We start from the raw sequence: 17,043 nt of genomic DNA on the forward strand, positions 1-17,043 counted from the left end.
CCAGACTTGGCGGCTGCCGCGCACCGCCACCCGGGTTCGGCACCGTCATGTCGCCGTCCCACGGGGGAATCAGTCGTGTTCGCCGCGCTGCGTCACCGGAACTACCGGATCTGGGCCGCCGCCGGGTTCGTGTCCGTCGTCGGGACCTGGATGCAGGTCCTGGGCGTGAACTGGTACGTGCTCGCCGAGACCGGCTCGGCGACGTCGATGGGCTTCACCGTTCTGCTCCAGGCCCTGCCCACGCTGCTGCTCAGCGTCTGGGGCGGGGCGCTGGCCGACCGGTTGCGCGCGAAGCCGCTGCTGATCGTCGCCCAGGCGCTCCACGCGGCCCTGGCGGCCGGGCTGGCGCTGGTCGCCGTCACCGGCGTGGGCGGCCTCCCGGCGATCTACGCGATCTCGCTGGTGACCGGAGCGGTCTCGGCCATCGAGGGCCCGGTGATGGGGCGCTGGTGCTCGACCCTGGTGGACCGGGAGAGCCTCGGCAACGCCCTGGCGCTCGGCTCGCTGACCAACTCCGCCGGCCGCATCCTCGGCATGAGCGCCGGCGCCGTCCTGGTCGCCGCCGTCGGCCCCGCGCTGCTCTTCGCGGTCAACGCCGCCAGCTTCGTCGCGGTGGTGGTGGCCCTGTTCGCCGTACGCGAGCGGGAGCTGCACGCGGGGGAGCCGGCGCCGGCCGACGCGGAGCCGGCGGACCGCGGCATCGTCGCCGGGTTCCGCTATCTGCTGCGCCAGCCGGTGGTGCTCGTCGCGCTCGCCCTGTCGTTCGTGCTCGGCAGCCTCGGCCGCAACTACCAGGTGACCATGGCGGCCATGAGCGACGGACCGCTGGGCGGCGGTGCCTCCGGCTACGGGTTCCTCTCCACCGTCTTCGCGGTCGGCACGGTGCTCGGCGCCCTCGTCGCGGCCCGGCGGCGTGAGCTGGGCTACGGGATCCTGCTCGCGGCCGGCCTGCTGGCCAGCGTGCTGCAGATCGTCGCCGGGCTGGCCCCGGGCACCCTGAGCTTCGCCGCGGTGATCCTGCCGGTCGCCGCCGCGGCCGTGGTCATCGACACCACCGTCGGCGCCCGGGCCCAGCTCGACACCGACTACGCGATGCGGGGCCGGGTGCTGGCCGCGCTGGCGGTCACCGGCTCCGTCTCCGCCGCGGTCGGCGCGCCGCTGCTCGGCTGGCTCTCCGAACACGCGGGCCCCCGGGAGACCCTCGTGCTGGCCGGGACGGTGACGGCGATCGCCACCGTGGTGGCGGGGATCGGGCTCGACCGACTGCGTGGGCGCCCGCTGCGCCGGCGGGTCGCCCTGGCACTGGCCGTGCCGGCGGTGCGGCGTCCGGTGCGTCGGGTCGCCTCGACGGCGGCCCGCGTCGTCCGACCGGCGTCGAGCGCGGTGCGCTCCGTTCGGCCCGTCCGCGCCGTCGCACGGATCGTCCGACCGGCGGGAGGCGACGTCCCGGCCGGCCGTCCCGTGCTGCCCCGGCCGGCCACCGGTCGACCCCGGGCGGGCCGGGAGGCGCACGAATGCGCAGCCTGCGCGCCGCGCCGGGCCCGCCGCCGCTCCCGCCTGACCGGCACGGCACGCCCGCTCGACCAGCCGGCCGAATGCCCCCGCTCCGGTTGACCCCGCACGGGCGGGGCCCGGTCGGGTGCCCGCCCGGTGGCGCGGGCACCCCGTCCGGGTCGGTCAGCGCGCGAGCAGCTGGTGCGCCTCACGCAGCTTCGCCCAGGACCTCGGCTCGGCCGGTGGCGCCGCCTTCCGGGTGGCGCCGGCCGGCTCCGGCCGGCCGGGGGTGAGCAGCCAGGTGGTGAAGAAGTCGGCCAGGTCCAGGCCGGAGATCCGTTCGGCGAGGGCCTGGAACTGCGCGGTGGTGGCGTTGCCGTGCCGGTGCGCGGCGGTCCAGGCCGGCAGGATCTCGAAGAACGCGTCGTCGCCGACGGTCAGCCGGAGCTGGTGCAGCGTCATCGCCCCACGGTCGTAGACCGCGTCGTCGAAGATCCGGCCCGGGCCCGGCTCGCCCGGCGGCACCTGCCAGAACTCGTCGTCGGCCGGATAGTTCGCGTACGTGAAGTCGAACAGCTCCTGCGCGGTGCCCTCGCCCTGCTCCTCCGACCAGAGCCACTCCGCGTACGAGGCGAAGCCCTCGTTGAGCCAGATGTCGCTCCAGTCGGCCACCGAGACCGAGTCGCCGAACCACTGGTGGGCGTTCTCGTGGACCACCACGTAGGTGTTGGCGCCCCGCCGCCAGAAGCTCGGCCCGTACACCGGGCGGGTCTGCGTCTCCAGCGCGAAGCCGATGCCGTCGATGGGCCCGGCCACGCCGCCCTGCGCCTCGAAGGGGTACGGACCGAAGATCCCGCTGCCCCACTCGACGATCTCGGCGGTGCGCTCGATGCTGGCCCGCGCGGCCGGCCCGAGCTCGCCCAGCGTGGTGCTGTACGCGTTGACCACCGGCTGGCCGTTCGGCGCGGTGTCGGTCACGAGGTCGTACTGGCCGACGGCGAGGAAGGCCAGGTAGGTGGCGGTCGGTGAGGTGGTCCGCCAACTCCACCGGGTGCGGCCGCCCGCCTCGGGCAGCGGCGCGCGCGGCTGGACGCCGTTGCTGACCACCTCGACGCCGGTCGGGACCGAGACGGAGACGTCGTAGGTGGCCTTGTCCAGCGGGTGGTCGTTGCTGGGGAACCACCACCAGGCCGACTCCGGCTCGTTGACCGCCATCGCGCCGTCGGCGGTGCGGGTCCAGCCGGTGTAGCCGTCGACCAGGGTCTCCGACGGCACGCCCGAGTAGCGCACGACCACGGTGAGCTGCTGGCCGGCGGTGATCGCGCGGCGGGGCGTGACCGCCAGCTCGTGCACGCCCTCCCGGGTGGCCGTGGCCTGCCAGCCGTTGACCCGCACGGAGTCGACGTCGAGCAGGAAGTCGAGGTTGAACCGGGACAGGTCCTGGGTGGCCCGGGCCAGGATGGTGGTGGTGCCGGTGAGCCGGTCGGTGTCCGGGTCGTAGCGCAGCCGGACGTCGTAGTGGGCGACGTCGTAGCCGCCGTTGCCGTAGTCGGGGAAGTAGCTGTCGCCCAGTCCGGGGCCGCCGGGTTGCGGCGCGGCGGCGGGGACGGCGGGGCGCCCCCAGCCCGGTGGGGCGGCGTGGCCGGGGGTACCGGCGACCAGGCCGCCGGCGGTGGTGACGGTCAGGGCGGCGATGGCCGCCGTGAGAGCGCGTCGCACGGGGTGGACTCCCTCCGTCGGGGTGTACGCACCGGCCAACCTAATCGACACTTGTGAACCTGTTTGGTCCCGTCGGCGGGCGTGGACCGATTCCACCGATGCGAATGTTTCGACAGCATTACGTCTGGTCGCCGGGCCGGGCCGGATCGTCCGGCCGACGCGCCCGCCTCGCCACTGTCCGGGTGTCGCCCGTGTCCGTTAGGGTCCTTGAGGACCAGGCGGGCAACGGCGACGGGAGCAGAGGGTGGGCAGGCTCGCGTCGGCGTACGGGCAGGCGGTCGCGGCGCACCGCGCGGCCCGGTCCCACCTCGACACCGCCCGTCGGGCGCTCGCCGGGCACGCCGCCCCGGCCGTCCCGAACGGCGCGGGCGCGCTCGTCGCCCGGCTCGCCGAACTCGGCGGCGCGCTCGCCACCCCGACCCCCGGGGCCACCCCGGTCGCCGTCGCGCCCGTCCCGGTGCGCGTCGGCGAGGCGTCCACTCCCGACGGCGCCTTCCCCGTCCTCGTGCCGCTGGGCGGCGGACACCACCTCGCGGTCGACGCGGACGCCCGCGACCCCCGGGTGGCCGGCCTGCTGCGGGCGCTCGTGCTGCGGCTGCTCGCCACGGCGCCGCCCGGCGGGGTCCGGGTCGCCGGGATCGACACCGCCGCGCTGGGCGCCACCTTCGGGCCGCTGCGCCCGCTGGTCGACGCCGGCGTGCTCGACCCGCCCGCCACCGGCGAGGCCGAGGTGGCCGCCCTGCTCGACGCCGCCGAGCGGCACGCCCGCGCCGCCCGGCACGCCGACCGTCCCGACCAGGAGCTGCTGCTGGTCGTCGCCGCGTCGGCGCCGCCGCCCCGCGAGGCGGCCCGGCTCGCTGCGCTCACCCACGCCGGGCCGGCCGCCGCCGTCTGCGTCCTGGTCGCCGGCCAGCCGTCCGCCGCGTCCGCCGACCCGCCGCCGCAGCTCGGCGCCACCACCACGGTCCGGCTGACCGAGCGGTACGCCCACGTCGGCGACCCGCCCGGCGCCCCGTTCAGCGTCGACGGCACCGGCCTGGCGGCCCCCGTGCTGCTCGACGGCGACCCGCCGGCCGCGTCGGTGGCGGCCCTCGCCGCCCATCTCGGCGCCGCCGCCCGGCGCGGCGACGCGGTGGGCTTCGCCGAGCTGCTGCCCGAGCGGCGGTGGGCCGAGGCGGCGGGCAACGGGCTGCGCACCGTGGTCGGCCGCGCCGGCCGGGACCGGGTCACCATCGCCTTCGACGACGCCACCCCGCACTGGCTCGTCGGCGGGCGCACCGGCGCCGGCAAGACGGTCTTCCTGCTCGACGTCCTCTACGGGCTCGCCGCCCGCTACTCGCCCGCCGAGCTGCAGCTCTACCTGCTCGACTTCAAGGAGGGGGTGAGCTTCACCGAGTTCGTCCCCACCCCCCGCGACCCGTCCTGGCTGCCGCACGCCCGGGCCGTCGGCATCGAGTCCGACCGGGAGTACGGCGTCGCCGTCCTGCGGGAGCTGCGCCGCGAGCTGTCGCGGCGGGCCACCGCGCTCAAGCGGCACGGCGTCACCAAGCTCGCCGACCTGCCCCGCGACACGCCGGTGCCCCGGATCGTGGCGGTGGTCGACGAGTTCCACGTGCTGCTCGCCGGCAACGACGCGCTGGCCCGCGAGTCGGTCGACCTGCTCGAGGAGCTGGCCCGCAAGGGCCGCTCGTACGGCGTGCACCTGGTCCTGGCGAGCCAGAGCATGACCGGCGTCGAGGCGCTCTACGGGCGGGCCGAGGCGATCTTCGGTCAGTTCGCGCTCCGGGTGGCGCTGCCCGGCGGCGGCGGGGTCCTCGACCCGCTGAACGAGGCCGCCCACACCCTGCCCGTCGGTTCGGCCGTGCTCAACACCGCCGCCGGGGCGGTCGGCGCCGACACCGTCGTCCGCTTCCCCGACGCCCACGCCGCCGCGGCCGAGCTGGCCGCGCTGCGGCACGAGCTGTGGCAGGCGCGGCCGGCGGGCGCGCGCCCCCCGTCGGTGTTCAGGGGCTACGAGACCGCGCGCGTCGAGGACGACCCCACCTTCGCCGGGCTGCGCCCGGGCGGGCGTCGCCCGCTCGCCCTGGTCGGGCGGACGGTCGACGTGGACGGCACCTCCGCGCTGTTCATGCTGGACGCCACCCCGGGCCGGCACCTGGCCGTGGTGGGCACCTCGGCCACCGGCGCGGAGGTGCTGCGGGCGGCCACCCTGAGCCTCGCCCGCCAGCACGCCCCGGGCGACGCCCGGTTCCTCCTCGCCCCGCTGGTCGCCGCCGCCGAGCCCGCCGCCGACGACACCACCGCCACGCTGGTCGCCGCCGGTCACGCCGTCGACCGCCTCGACACCGCCGGCCTGCGCCGGCACGTCGCCACCCTCGCCGCCGGGCTGTCGGCCCCCACCACGCCGTCCGGCACGGCGCCCACCACGCAGTCCGGCACGGCCGCCCCGGGCCGGCCGGAGGGCGGTGCCGCGCCGGACACCGGCCGCACCTACCTCGTCGTGTTCGGGATGGACGCCGCCAGCGCGGCGCTCGCCGCCACCGACCCGGAGACGTTCCGCTCCGGCCACGACGACCTGGGGGCGCTGCTGCGCCAGGGCCCCGCGCGGGGCGTGCACCTGCTCGGCTGGTGGCGCGGGCTGCGCCGGCTCGCCGACGACCTCGGCGGCGCGCACAACCGCGACGACGTCGCCTGTCTGGTGGCGCTGAACGTGCCCGGCACCGACCTCGGGCTGCATCTCGGGGTGCACGACCTCGCGTACGCGCCCCGGCCCGACCGGGCGCTGCTGGTCGACCGGCACGACCAGCGCACCCGGCTCATCGTGCCGTTCGCCCGCGACGGGCACGGCCCGGACGGGGAGGACTGAGGCGGTGTCCGACTACTCCGAGTACGCGGCGCTGGCCCGCCAGCTCGCCGAGCGGCGTCGGGCCGGTGAGCGCGGCGCCGCCGCCGAGGCCGAGCGCCGGCGCAACCTGCACGCCGCCGCGGACTACCTCCAGCACCGGCTGACCGCCCAGGGGCAGCGCCTCGACCAGCTCGGCCAGGCCATCGGCGTCCCGGCCCCCGGCGTGCCCACCGGCCCCGCGCCCGCGCCGGCGACCGTACCCGCGGGCCCCGTCACCGGGCCGGCCGCCGTGCCCGGCGCCGGGTCGGTCGGTGACGGCGGTCCGGGCGGCGCGCCGGCCGGCGGGGCCGGACCGGGGGCGGGGGAGTCCGCCGGCGCAGCCGGCGCCCCGGGGCGGCCGGGGGTCGGGGCGTATCCCCAGGTCGGGGTGGGGGAGACGAAGCTCGCGCTGCCGCCGGGGGCGGGCGGGGTGCCGGGCCCGCGCCCGGCGGAGACCGACCCCACCACCGAGCTGGAGCTGGCCCGGCGCTACGCCGACGAGTCAGACCGGCACGGGCAGCAGGCCGAGTTGCTCGCGCAACGCCCCGCGCTGCTGCCGACCTGGTCGCCGGTGGCCCGGGCGCTCGCCGTCTACGCCGGCTGCGCGGCCGTGGCGGCGGTGCTGATGGTGGTCATGGTGCTCGCCTCCGGCGTCGGCCTGGTCGACGGTTTCACCCTCGGCGCCTGGATCTGCGCCGGCCTGCCCGCGCTCTCGTTCTTCGCCGGCTACCTGGTGCTCGGGCGCTGGGGGCGGCCGGCCATGGTCGCCGGCGCCCCGCCCCGCTACGTGCACCTTGGCTTCCTGATCTGCTTCGTCGCCGTGCCGGTCGCCTACGTGGCCTATCTGCTGCTGTTCCGCCTCCTCCGCTGATCGGCCGCCTCCTCCGCCGACCGGCCGTCGCCGGGGCGCCCGGCCTCCGCGACCGGTGGAACACCGTGGACGTCATCGGCGCCCGGAGACGGCCGCGTTGTTCCACCGGTGGTTCCGCTACCGCGCGACGTCGGTCGGCACCGGCTCGACCACGACGACGGGGATCTCCCGGCCGGTCCCCTGCTGGTAGCGGGCGTAGGTCGGGAAGACGCCGGTCATCACCTGCCACAACCGGGGCCGCTCCTCGGCGGTGGCGGTCCGCGCCCGGCCCCGGAACCGGTCGGCCCCGACCTGCACCTGCACCTCCGGGTCGGCGCACAGGTTGAGGTACCAGGCCGGGTGCCGCGCCGCACCGCCGTTCGACGCCACCAGCAGGTAGCTGTCGCCGTCCCGGCCGTAGATGAGCGCCGTCCGCCGCAGCTTGCCCGTCCGGCGCCCCCGGGTGGTGATCAGCAGGGCGTCGTACCCGTGGAACTTCCGGCCGTCGGCGCCGTCGGTGGCCAGGTAACGCTCCACGTGGCTGGCCACCCAGCCGACCGGACTGTCCTCAATGGTCTCCGCCATCGGAGCAGCGTAGCCGCCTCAGCGGTAGTCGTCGGCGCGTCGGACGGCGCCGAAGCGCGGGAAGATCCGCTCGACGGTGAACTCGTGCTCGTCGGCGGCGAAGCCGGACATCGCGTCGGCCACGAACTCCAGCTCGTAGCCGTGGTCGCTGGCCGCGCGGGCGGTCGACTCGACGCCCATCGTGGTCACCAGCCCGGCCAGCACCACGGTGTCGACCCCGCGCCGGCGCAACTGCTCGTGCAGGTCGGTGCCGTGGAACGCGCCGACGGTGCGCTTGACGACCACGACGTCCTCCGGCTCGACCAGCCCCTCGGCGAAGTCGCTGCCCGGCGGCTGCTCGGCCACCCCGGGTCGCTCGACCCGGACCTGGACCACCGGCCGGCCCCGGGCGCGGAACACGGCGGCGAGCCGGCGGCAGCGGTCGAGGACATCCTCGCCACGGTGCGGGGCCAACTCCAGCGCGATGATCCGCGGCATCAGGTCGATGAGCACGAGGGCCGTCGTCACGAAGATGATCATAGCTGGCGGGGCGTGGTTGGTGGCCTCGTCGCCGCCGTGCGGGAGGGCTCGATCGGCACGCCGCGCGAATTGCCGGTTCGTGCGTACGGCGCGACAAGAGGTTACCGCTCCGTAACATTCTATTGACGTCCGTGAATTGTTGCCCGCATCATCGTCCCACGATCGATCGGATCCCCCACCCGCCGTCCCGGCTTCCCGGGTACCGCCCGCCGGAGGTGCAGCCATGCTGCTCCGAAAGATCCTCGTCACCGCCACGGCGGTCGCCGCGCTCCTCGTCCCGGCCACCGCCGCGACGGCCGCCCCGGACCGTCCCGCCACCCCCACGGCCGCCACCGCCACCGCCAACCCGGTCATCGTCGTCGGCGGCCTGATCGGCCTGTCCATCGCGTACGAGCCGATCGCCGCCCGGCTGCGCGCCGACGGCTTCCGGGTCTTCGTCTACCAGTTGCCGGGCCTCGGCTTCGGCGACATCCGCGACTCCGCCCGCGCCTTCGCCGCGTACGTCGAGCAGGTCCGGTCCGTCACCGGGGCGTCCCGGGTGGACGTCGTCGGCCACTCCGAGGGCGGACTGGTCTCCCGCTGGTACGTGAAGTTCCTCGGCGGCGAGTCGGCCGTCGGCCGCTACGTCAGCCTCGGCAGCCCCCAGCAGGGCACGTACGTCGCGAACATCCTGCGGGTCGTCGGCCTCGGCAGCTGCGCCGGCGTCGTCGCCTGTCAGCAGATGTCGATCGGCTCCGACTTCCTCGCCGACCTCAACGGCGGCGACGACGCCCCCGGCGCGGTCCGCTGGACCACGGTCCGGACGTGGCAGGACGAGCTGGTCCGGCCGGTCGACAACGCCTCGCTCGCCGACGGCGCGACCAACGTGCTGATCCAGGCGGCGTGCCCGCTGCGGGTCGTCGGGCACCTCGGGCTCGTGCTCGACGGCACCACGTACACCGTGGTCCGGCAGGCGCTGCGCGACACCCCGCTCCACCCGGACTGCCTCGCCCCGTAGCGGACGTGGCCCTGGCGTGGACGGGGGCCGTGCGGGGGAAAGGGCGCAGCCGGGCGGCAACCGGGCGGGGCGGGGACGGAGTTGACCGGAGCGCCCGTGCGGACCGCCCGCGCGTGCGACGCTGGGCCCGTGCCGGTCGGCGTCGACCACGGGTCGCCGCGCAACGCGACGCGGGAGGGAGCGCCCATGACGGGAGTGCCGCAGGTCGACTTCGCGCTCGACACGTACGAGTGCATCGTGCTGTATCCCGGCGCGGCCGGGCGGGCGCTGCCGGCGGAGACGGTGCAGCGGTTGCAGGCCGAGCACCTCGCGCACATGCAGGCCCTCCAGCGGCGGGGGATCATCCTGGTCGCCGGCTCGGTGGACGGCCAGGCCCGCGAGCCGGACCCGCCGATCGGCTTCGGTCTGGCCCGGACCGGCTCCGTGGACGATGTGCGCGGCGTGATGGAGGCCGACCCGGCGGTGCAGGCCGGGCTCTACCGGGTGGACGTGATGACCTTCCTCTGCCCGGCGGGCTCGCTGGAGTTCCCACTGGTCAAGACGCAGACCTGAGCGGTTCCGCCGGACGCCCGGCGCACGGTGGCACGCGGCGCGGGCCGTTGTCCCGGCGTGCACCGCCGGCCCCGCGGCGGTCCGGCCCTGGCGCGCGAGCGACCCGGTCGGGCACCCGCGACCGGGGAACGGCATCGTCACCATCGCGCCGGCACCCTCCGGCGCCACCAGCGGAACCCGTCGGATCGGCCGGGGGAGCGGGTCGGGCGTGCGGGCCGGGCCGCCGCGGGTCGGGCGGGGCGGGTGTGCGTGGGTCGGGCCGGGCGGGCATCCGCGCGGCGGGTGTGCGGCCAGGGCGCGGCACGGCGTGGAGCAGCCATCGACGGCGGGCGTGCCGGCCGGGAGCACCCGGGTGCCCGGTGGCGCCGGGGGCGTACGATTCCGGCGCGCGGTCGCCGTTGCCCGCCGCCTCAACGTTCCGGCGTGGGTTCCGCCCGCCGGCTGCGCGCGTGACGCGCGTCGTTGGACAATTTTCCGCAGCCCGCGAGGGGTCGGCCCGCAGTCCGACCCGGAGGAGAGACTAGCCTGATGGGCGTGACACGCCGCGCGAAGATCGTCTGCACTCTTGGTCCTGCCACCTCGTCTCCGGAGCGGATCCGGGGGCTCGTCGAGGCCGGCATGAACGTGGCGAGACTCAACTTCAGCCACGGCAGCCACTCCGACCACGAGGCGGTGTACCGGCTGGTCCGCGAGGCCGCGGAGGCGGCCGGGCGCCCGGTGGCCGTGCTCGCCGACCTGCAGGGTCCGAAGATCCGGCTCGGCCGGTTCGCCGACGGCCCGCACGAGTGGCGCACCGGCGACTCGGTCGTGATCACCGGCGACGACGTTCTCGGCACCAAGGACCGGGTCTCCTGCACCTACCGGAAGCTTCCGCAGGAGGTCAAGCCCGGCGACCGGCTGCTGATCGACGACGGCCGGGTCGCCGTCGAGGTCACCGACGTCACCGGCAACGACATCCGCTGCCTCGTCACCGAGGGCGGCCCCGTCTCCAACAACAAGGGCGTCTCGCTGCCCAACGTGGCGGTCAGCGTCCCCGCGTTGTCCGAGAAGGACGCCGAGGACCTGCGCTTCGCCCTCGGCCTCGGCGTCGACCTGATCGCGCTCTCGTTCGTCCGCTCCGCCGACGACATCAAGCTGGTGCACGGCATCATGACCGAGGTCGGGGTGCACCGGCCGGTGCTGGCCAAGGTGGAGAAGCCCGAGGCGGTCGACTGCCTGGAGCAGATCGTGCTGGCCTTCGACGGGGTCATGGTCGCCCGCGGCGACCTCGGCGTGGAGCTGCCGCTCGACCAGGTCCCGCTGGTGCAGAAGCGCGCCGTGCAGCTCTGCCGGGAGAACGCCAAGCCGGTCATCGTGGCCACCCAGATGCTCGACTCGATGATCGAGAATTCGCGCCCGACCCGCGCCGAGGCCTCCGACGTGGCCAACGCCGTGCTCGACGGGGCCGACGCCGTGATGCTCTCCGGCGAGACCAGCGTCGGCAAGTACCCGGTGCTCACCGTCAGCACCATGGCGAAGATCGTCACCACCACCGAGTCCGGCTCGATCGGGGTGCCGCGCCTCCAGCACGACCCGCGTACGCACGGCGGCGCGCTCACCGTCGGCGCGTCCTCGATCGCCCGGGCCATCGGCGCGAAGGCCCTGGTGGCGTTCTCGCAGACCGGCGACACCGTGCGGCGGCTGTCCCGGCTGCACTGCGACCTGCCGCTGCTCGCGTTCACCCCGGTGCCCGAGGTGCGCAACCAGCTCGCCCTCTCCTGGGGCGTGGAGACCTTCCTGATGCCGTTCGTCGAGCACACCGACGACATGTTCCGCCAGGTCGACCAGGCGTTGCTCGGGCTCAACCGGGCCAACCCCGGCGACCACGTGGTGATCGTCGCCGGCAGCCCGCCCGGCACCCCCGGCTCGACCAACACGCTGCGCGTACACCAGCTCGGGTCGTTGGTCGACGCCGCGTCCGCGCGAGCGCTTCAGTGAGTGCCGGGGAGGTCGCGGTCGGCCAGGCCGCGGTCGACCAGCTCCTCGAGGTGCTCGACCTGGAGCACACCGGCGAGATGACCTTCCGGGGGATGAGCCCGCCGGTCGGCCCCCAGCGGGTGTACGGCGGCCAGGTCGCCGGCCAGGCCCTGGTGGCCGCCGGCCGGACGGTCGACCCGGCGCGCTTCGTGCACTCCCTGCACGGCTACTTCGTGCGCGCCGGCGACCCGAGCGAGCCGATCGCGTACGAGGTGGAGAACATCCGCGACGGCCGCTCTTTCTCGGTACGCCGCTCCGTGGCGCTCCAGCACGGCAAGCCGATCTTCTTCATGTCGGCGTCGTTCCACCGTCCCGAGGAGGGCCTGGACCACCACGCGCCCACGCCGCCCGACGTGCCGGGGCCGGACGAGGTCCCGACGATGACCGACCGGCTCTCCCGCTACCCGGAGCGGCTCGGCATCTGGGCGCAGATCCCGCGCCCGATCGACGTGCGCTACGTGGGCGAGCCCGGTTGGGTGCGCCCCGGCGACCGGCCGGCCGACCCGCACCAGCGGGTCTGGATGCGCATCGACGGCAAGCTGCCCGACGATCCGCTGCTGCACGCCTGCGCGCTGACGTACGCCTCCGACCTGACCCTGCTCGACTCGGTGCTGTCGGTGCACGGCGAGGTCTGGGGCCCCGGCGGGGTGGTGGGGGCCAGCCTCGACCACGCGCTGTGGTTCCACCGGCCGTTCCGCGCCGACGAGTGGTTCCTCTACGACTGCTGGAGCCCGTCCGCCTCCGGCGCGCGGGGGCTCGCCACGGGTCGCCTGTTCACCACGGACGGCCGGCACATCGCCAGTGCCGTGCAGGAGGGGCTGCTGCGCCGCGTCGGGGAGTGACGCCGAGCCGGGGCGGCACATCGCCGTCGGCCGATCGGCCGAGGGGTGATCGGCCGGCCGGGGTGACCAGCGCGTTAACCTTGCCGGCATGCGCCTCTCCGCCCGGGTCGACTACGCCCTCCGTGCGGTCGCCGAGCTCGCCTCGGTGACCGGCGGTGCCGGGGCCGGGCGTGGTCGGCCGGTGACCGCCGAGCAGATCGCCCGCGCCCAGGAGATCCCGCCGAAGTTCCTGGAGAGCATCCTGCTGCAACTGCGCCGGGGCGGCATCGTGCACGCCCAGCGCGGCCCCGAGGGCGGCTACTGGCTGGCGCGGCCGGGAGGGGAGATCTCGCTGGCCGAGGTGATCCGGGTGATCGACGGCCCGCTCGCGCACGTACGCGGGCAGCGGCCCGAGGAACTCGGCTACCACGGCGCCGCCCGCTCCCTCCAGGAGGTCTGGATCGCCCTGCGGGCCAGCGAACGCCAGATCCTGGAGCTGGTCACCGTCGCCGACGTGGCCGCCGGCACCCTGCCCGAGCGGGTCACGGAGCTGGCCGCCGACCCCCGCGCCTGGACCTGACCGGGCCGAACCGGCCGGCGTAGGGGCTCGCGGGCCGGCGGTCGACGCGTCGCCCCGCCGCCCGGACCGCCGTTCCCGCCGCCCGGACCGTCGTCACCGTCGTCCCTGTCGCCGGCCCGCGTCACTGTCGTCTCACTGACCGGTCGGAGTCTTGACCCCGGTACCCCGCGTGCCGCATTGTCGACCAAGTCGATAGGAGATGCCGAAAAGTCAGGGGGCGCTCGTGCGCAAGCTGCTGGTCCTCGCACTGGTCGGGCTCGCCGCGCAACTCGTCGACGGCGCGCTCGGCATGGCGTACGGGCTGACCTCCTCCACGCTGCTGCTGCTCGTGGGCGTCGCCCCGGCCGCCGCGTCGGCGTCGGTGCACCTGGCCGAGATCGGCACCACGCTCGCCGCCGGGGTGGCGCACTGGCGGTTCGGCAACGTCGACTGGCGGGTGGTGGCCCGGATCGCCGTCCCCGGCGCGGTCGGCGCGTTCGCCGGCGCGACCTTCCTCAGCGCGATCTCCACCGAGTCGGCGGCCCCGTGGATGGCCGGCATCCTGTTCACGCTCGGCGCGTACCTGTTGGTGCGCTTCTCCCGACCGCTGCGCACCGACCGGCGGGCCGGTCGGCTGCGGGGGCGCTTCCTCGGCCCGCTCGGCCTGGTCGCCGGCTTCGTCGACGCCACGGGCGGCGGCGGGTGGGGGCCGGTCGCCACGCCGGCCCTGCTGGTCAGCGGCCGGCTGGAGCCCCGCAGGGTGATCGGCTCGGTGGACACGGCCGAGTTCGTGGTCGCCGGCGCCGCCAGCATCGGCTTCCTCATCGGCCTCGGCGCGGAGGGCTTCCTGCTGCCCATGGTGGCCGCGCTGCTCGTCGGTGGCCTGATCGCCGCGCCGGTCGCCGCCTGGCTGGTCCGGATCGTCCCCGCCCAACTGCTCGGCGCGGCGATCGGCGGCGTGATCGTGTTGACCAACGCCCGCACGCTGATGCGCGCGGCCGACCTCGGCGGCCCCGCCCGACCGGCGGTCTACGCGCTGCTCGCCGCCGCCTGGGTCGCCGCCCTGGCGCTGGCCGTCCGGGCGCTGCTGCGGACCCGCCGGGCGCGGGCCGTCGCCGCGGCGGCCCTCGCCGCGACCCCGGTCCCGGCCCCGGCGGCCATCTCCGGCACGAGCACCCGGATCCCGGTGCCGACCGCCGGCACGGCCGACCCGCGCTAGCGGGGGAGTGGTGGGTCAGCGGGGCAGGAGGGCGGTCGCGGCGTCGCGGAGCAGCGACCACGCCTCGTCGACGTGGGCCTCGGTGGTCTGCGGCGAGCCGACGGCCAGGCGCAGCGTGTAGCGGCCGTTCACCCGGGTGTGCGTCAGGTGCACCCGACCCGTGGCGTTGACCCGGGCCAGCAGTTCCGCGTTGACCTCGTCGTCGGCGCGCAGCCGGAAGCAGACCAGCGAGTACGGGTGCGACCCCACCAGCGCGAACCGGTCGTCGGCGCGGACCCGCTCGGCGAACCGGGCGGCGAGCGCCACCCCGGACCGGATGTGCGCCCGCAGCCCCTCGGCGCCGTACCAGCGCAGCACGAACCAGAGCTTCAACGCCCGGAACCGGCGGCCCAGCGGCACCTGCCAGTCCCGGTAGTCGATCACCGCTCCGGATTCGGTGGCGGCGTTGCGCAGGTACTCCGGCAGCACGGTCAGCGCCTCGATCAACTCCGCGGTGTCGGCGACCCAGAACGCGTCGCAGTCGAAGCCGGTGAGCAGCCACTTGTGCGGGTCGAAACAGTACGAATCGGCGTACTCCAGGCCGGCGTGCCCGAACCGCAACTCCGGGCAGACCGCCGCCGCCCCCGCGTACGCGGCGTCGACGTGCAGGAAGACGCCGTACTCGGCGCAGATCGCGCCGATCTCCGGCAGCGGGTCGATCGCGGTCGTGGACGTGGTCCCGACGGTGGCCACCACGATGGCGGGTACCACGCCGGCGGCTCGGTCCGCCTCGATCGCCGCGCGCAGCGCCGCCGGGGACATCGCCTGCGTCTCGGGGGCCACCTCGATCGGTCGTACGCCGTCGGCGCCCAGCCCGGCGATCCGCGCGGCCTTCTCGATCGAGGAGTGGCCCTGGGTGGACGTGTAGGCGCGGTACCGGCGGTCGACGCCGGCCTCGCGCCACCGGCCGCCGCCGGCCCGGTGCAGCGCGACGAGGGTCGCCACCAGCGTCGCCGAGGACGCGGAATCCTGGATCACCCCGCCGCCGCCGGAGCCGGCGCGGAACCGCTTCGGCAGCTCCAGCAGGTCGGCGAGCCAGTCCAGCATCACCGTCTCCAGTTCGGTGCACGCGGGCCCGGTGGCCCAGAGCATGCCCTGCACGCCCAGTCCCGAGCTGACCAGGTCACCCAGCACGCTGGGCCCGGAGGTGTTGGCCGGGAAGTAGCCGAAGAACCCGGGGTGCTGCCAGTGGGTCAGGCGCGGGGTGATCAGCCTGTCCAGGTCGGCGAGGACGGCCGCCACGGGCTCGCCGTGCTCGGGCGGGCCGGCCGGCAGCCCGGCGGCCACCGCGCCGGGCGGGTCCTGCGACGTCACCGGGCGCTGCCCCACCGTCGCCCAGTAGTCGGCGATCCAGTCCACCACCGCGTGCCCGGCGCGTCGGAACTCGTCCGGGGTCATGTGCTCAGCCACGCCCTGAGTTGATCAATAATCCGGGCCGGCGGCAAGGAAACGGCGGATCGTATCGAGACGCGGCGCTGCCGGCGCCCGCCCGCCCGGCGTCGGGGCGGGAGCGGGACAGGTCGGGGGCGTGGCGGCGGGACAGGCCGGAGGCGTGGGTGAGTCCGGGGCGTGGGGCGGTCCGGGGCGTGGGGCGGTCCGGGGCGTGGGGTAGGCACCGGGCCGCAGCCGCGGAATCCGCACAGCCGCGGCCCGGTGCCCCACACCGCGGCATCCCCGACCCGTCCCGACCGGGGATGCCGTACCACCACCGGGGACAAACCTAGGCGGCCCGCGCGTCTCCCCGGTGACGGCGACGTGAAGATCGTGTTTCAGCCGTCCCGGCGCAGGCCACCGGCCACCTTCGCCGCGATCAGCTCGTACGAGCGCACCCGGTCGGCCACGTCGTACACCAGCGTGGTCAGCATCAGCTCGTCCGCGCCGGTACGCGCCAGCAGCTCGCCGAGCTGCCGCCGTACGGTCTCCGGCGAGCCCATCGCCTGGCCCTCCCGGCGCTGCCGCACGAACTCCCGCTCGACCTCGGTGTACGGGTACGCCGCCGCCTCGTCCGGCGTGGCCAGGGGCCCCGGTCGACCCGAGCGCAGCCGCAGCAGCGACAGCGCGCTCGGCCCCGCCAGCCACTCCGCCCGCTCATCCGTGTCCGCGCAGACCGCGTTGACCGCCACCATCGCGTACGGCTCGGCCAGCCACTTCGACGGCCGGAAGCTCTGCCGGTACAGCGCCAGGGCGGGCAGCGTGTGCTGCGAGCTGAAGTGGTGCGCGAACGAGAACGGCAGCCCCAGCATCCCCGCCAGCTGGGCGCTGAACCCGCTGGAGCCGAGCAGCCAGATCGCCGGCTGCTGCCCGCGACCCGGGGTGGCCGTGATCGGCCCCGGCCGCTCGCCGGTGAAGTAGTTCATCAGGTCCGCCAGCTCCCGGGGGAAGCCCTCCGCCGACAGCCCCTCCATGGTCCGGCGCAGCGCCAGCGCGGTCACCTGGTCGGTGCCCGGGGCGCGCCCGATGCCCAGGTCGATCCGGCCCGGGTGCAGCGCGTCGAGGGTGCCGAACTGCTCGGCCACCACCAGCGGCGCGTGGTTGGGCAGCATCACCCCGCCCGAGCCCAGCCGGATCGCCGACGTGTGCGCCGCCAGGTGCGCGAGCAGCACGGCCGGGGCGGAACTCGCGATCCCCGGCATGTTGTGGTGCTCGGCCACCCAGAACCGGTGGTATCCGAGCTCCTCGGTGCGGCGGGCCAGTTCGGTGGTGTGCCGCAGGGCCTCGCCGGCCGTGGCGCCGGCCGCGACCGGGGCAAGGTCAAGAACAGACAGCGGTACGTTGATCACACGGCTGGC

14 protein-coding genes are annotated in these 17,043 nt (G+C 75.7%); 9 read left to right on the forward strand and 5 right to left on the reverse strand.

The window, feature by feature from the left end; translation table 11 throughout:
• The first annotated feature begins 75 nt into the window (after positions 1-75).
• Positions 76-1,614: an MFS transporter gene (locus tag ABZ793_RS13890; RefSeq protein WP_357456697.1), complete on the forward strand. Its 1,539-nt coding sequence runs from the start codon at positions 76-78 to the stop codon at positions 1,612-1,614.
• A gap of 63 nt (positions 1,615-1,677) precedes the next feature.
• On the opposite strand, the gene ABZ793_RS13895 is transcribed toward ABZ793_RS13890, so the two are convergent.
• The gene (locus ABZ793_RS13895; RefSeq protein WP_357456699.1) at positions 1,678-3,213 is read right to left on the reverse strand and encodes a M1 family metallopeptidase; all 1,536 of its coding nucleotides are present in this window, start codon (positions 3,211-3,213) and stop codon (positions 1,678-1,680) included.
• 244 nt (positions 3,214-3,457) lie between these two features.
• On the opposite strand from ABZ793_RS13895, the gene ABZ793_RS13900 reads away from it, so the two are divergent.
• Together ABZ793_RS13900 and ABZ793_RS13905 are read left to right on the forward strand one after the other, a co-directional pair.
• Positions 3,458-6,079 (forward strand): FtsK/SpoIIIE domain-containing protein, encoded by a 2,622-nt coding sequence (locus tag ABZ793_RS13900; protein WP_357456701.1) that lies wholly within the window; start codon positions 3,458-3,460, stop codon positions 6,077-6,079.
• A gap of 4 nt (positions 6,080-6,083) precedes the next feature.
• Positions 6,084-6,968, forward strand: coding sequence for a hypothetical protein (locus ABZ793_RS13905; RefSeq protein WP_357456703.1), 885 nt, complete (start codon positions 6,084-6,086; stop codon positions 6,966-6,968).
• 117 nt (positions 6,969-7,085) lie between these two features.
• Here ABZ793_RS13905 and ABZ793_RS13910 read toward each other — a convergent pair whose 3' ends face one another.
• On the reverse strand, positions 7,086-7,532 hold the full coding sequence (locus ABZ793_RS13910) for a nitroreductase family deazaflavin-dependent oxidoreductase (RefSeq protein WP_357456705.1): 447 nt from the start codon (positions 7,530-7,532) through the stop codon (positions 7,086-7,088).
• 18 nt (positions 7,533-7,550) lie between these two features.
• The gene (locus ABZ793_RS13915; RefSeq protein WP_357456707.1) at positions 7,551-8,039 is read right to left on the reverse strand and encodes an isochorismatase family protein; all 489 of its coding nucleotides are present in this window, start codon (positions 8,037-8,039) and stop codon (positions 7,551-7,553) included.
• 235 nt (positions 8,040-8,274) lie between these two features.
• Between ABZ793_RS13915 and ABZ793_RS13920 the strand changes: the two genes are divergently transcribed.
• From ABZ793_RS13920 to ABZ793_RS13945, 6 genes are all read left to right on the forward strand, one after another.
• Positions 8,275-9,048, forward strand: a complete 774-nt coding sequence (locus tag ABZ793_RS13920) for an alpha/beta fold hydrolase (RefSeq protein WP_357456709.1) — start codon at positions 8,275-8,277, stop codon at positions 9,046-9,048.
• A 186-nt stretch (positions 9,049-9,234) separates the two neighbouring features.
• A complete protein-coding gene (locus ABZ793_RS13925; RefSeq protein WP_357456711.1) occupies positions 9,235-9,600 on the forward strand; it encodes a YciI family protein in 366 nt (121 codons plus the stop codon).
• A 528-nt stretch (positions 9,601-10,128) separates the two neighbouring features.
• A complete protein-coding gene (pyk, locus tag ABZ793_RS13930) occupies positions 10,129-11,577 on the forward strand; it encodes a pyruvate kinase (RefSeq protein ID WP_357456713.1) in 1,449 nt (482 codons plus the stop codon).
• On the forward strand, positions 11,574-12,458 hold the full coding sequence (locus ABZ793_RS13935; RefSeq protein WP_357456715.1) for an acyl-CoA thioesterase II: 885 nt from the start codon (positions 11,574-11,576) through the stop codon (positions 12,456-12,458). Before pyk ends, ABZ793_RS13935 begins: the two co-directional genes overlap by 4 nt.
• An 88-nt stretch (positions 12,459-12,546) precedes the next feature.
• The gene (locus tag ABZ793_RS13940) at positions 12,547-13,017 is read left to right on the forward strand and encodes an Rrf2 family transcriptional regulator (protein ID WP_350709253.1); all 471 of its coding nucleotides are present in this window, start codon (positions 12,547-12,549) and stop codon (positions 13,015-13,017) included.
• A gap of 223 nt (positions 13,018-13,240) precedes the next feature.
• Positions 13,241-14,215 carry a sulfite exporter TauE/SafE family protein gene (locus ABZ793_RS13945; protein WP_357456718.1) on the forward strand — a complete coding sequence of 325 codons (975 nt, stop codon included), beginning with the start codon at positions 13,241-13,243 and terminating at the stop codon, positions 14,213-14,215.
• A 15-nt stretch (positions 14,216-14,230) separates the two neighbouring features.
• Here the strand turns inward: ABZ793_RS13945 and ABZ793_RS13950 are convergent, their stop codons facing one another.
• Together ABZ793_RS13950 and ABZ793_RS13955 are read right to left on the reverse strand one after the other, a co-directional pair.
• A complete protein-coding gene (locus ABZ793_RS13950) occupies positions 14,231-15,664 on the reverse strand; it encodes a pyridoxal-dependent decarboxylase (RefSeq protein ID WP_357456720.1) in 1,434 nt (477 codons plus the stop codon).
• A 359-nt stretch (positions 15,665-16,023) separates the two neighbouring features.
• A complete protein-coding gene (locus ABZ793_RS13955; protein ID WP_357456723.1) occupies positions 16,024-17,034 on the reverse strand; it encodes an LLM class flavin-dependent oxidoreductase in 1,011 nt (336 codons plus the stop codon).
• Between the last annotated feature and the right edge of the window lie 9 nt (positions 17,035-17,043).

This window comes from Micromonospora sp. NPDC047465 (assembly GCF_040643125.1).
Taxonomy (GTDB): Bacteria; Actinomycetota; Actinomycetes; order Mycobacteriales; family Micromonosporaceae; genus Micromonospora.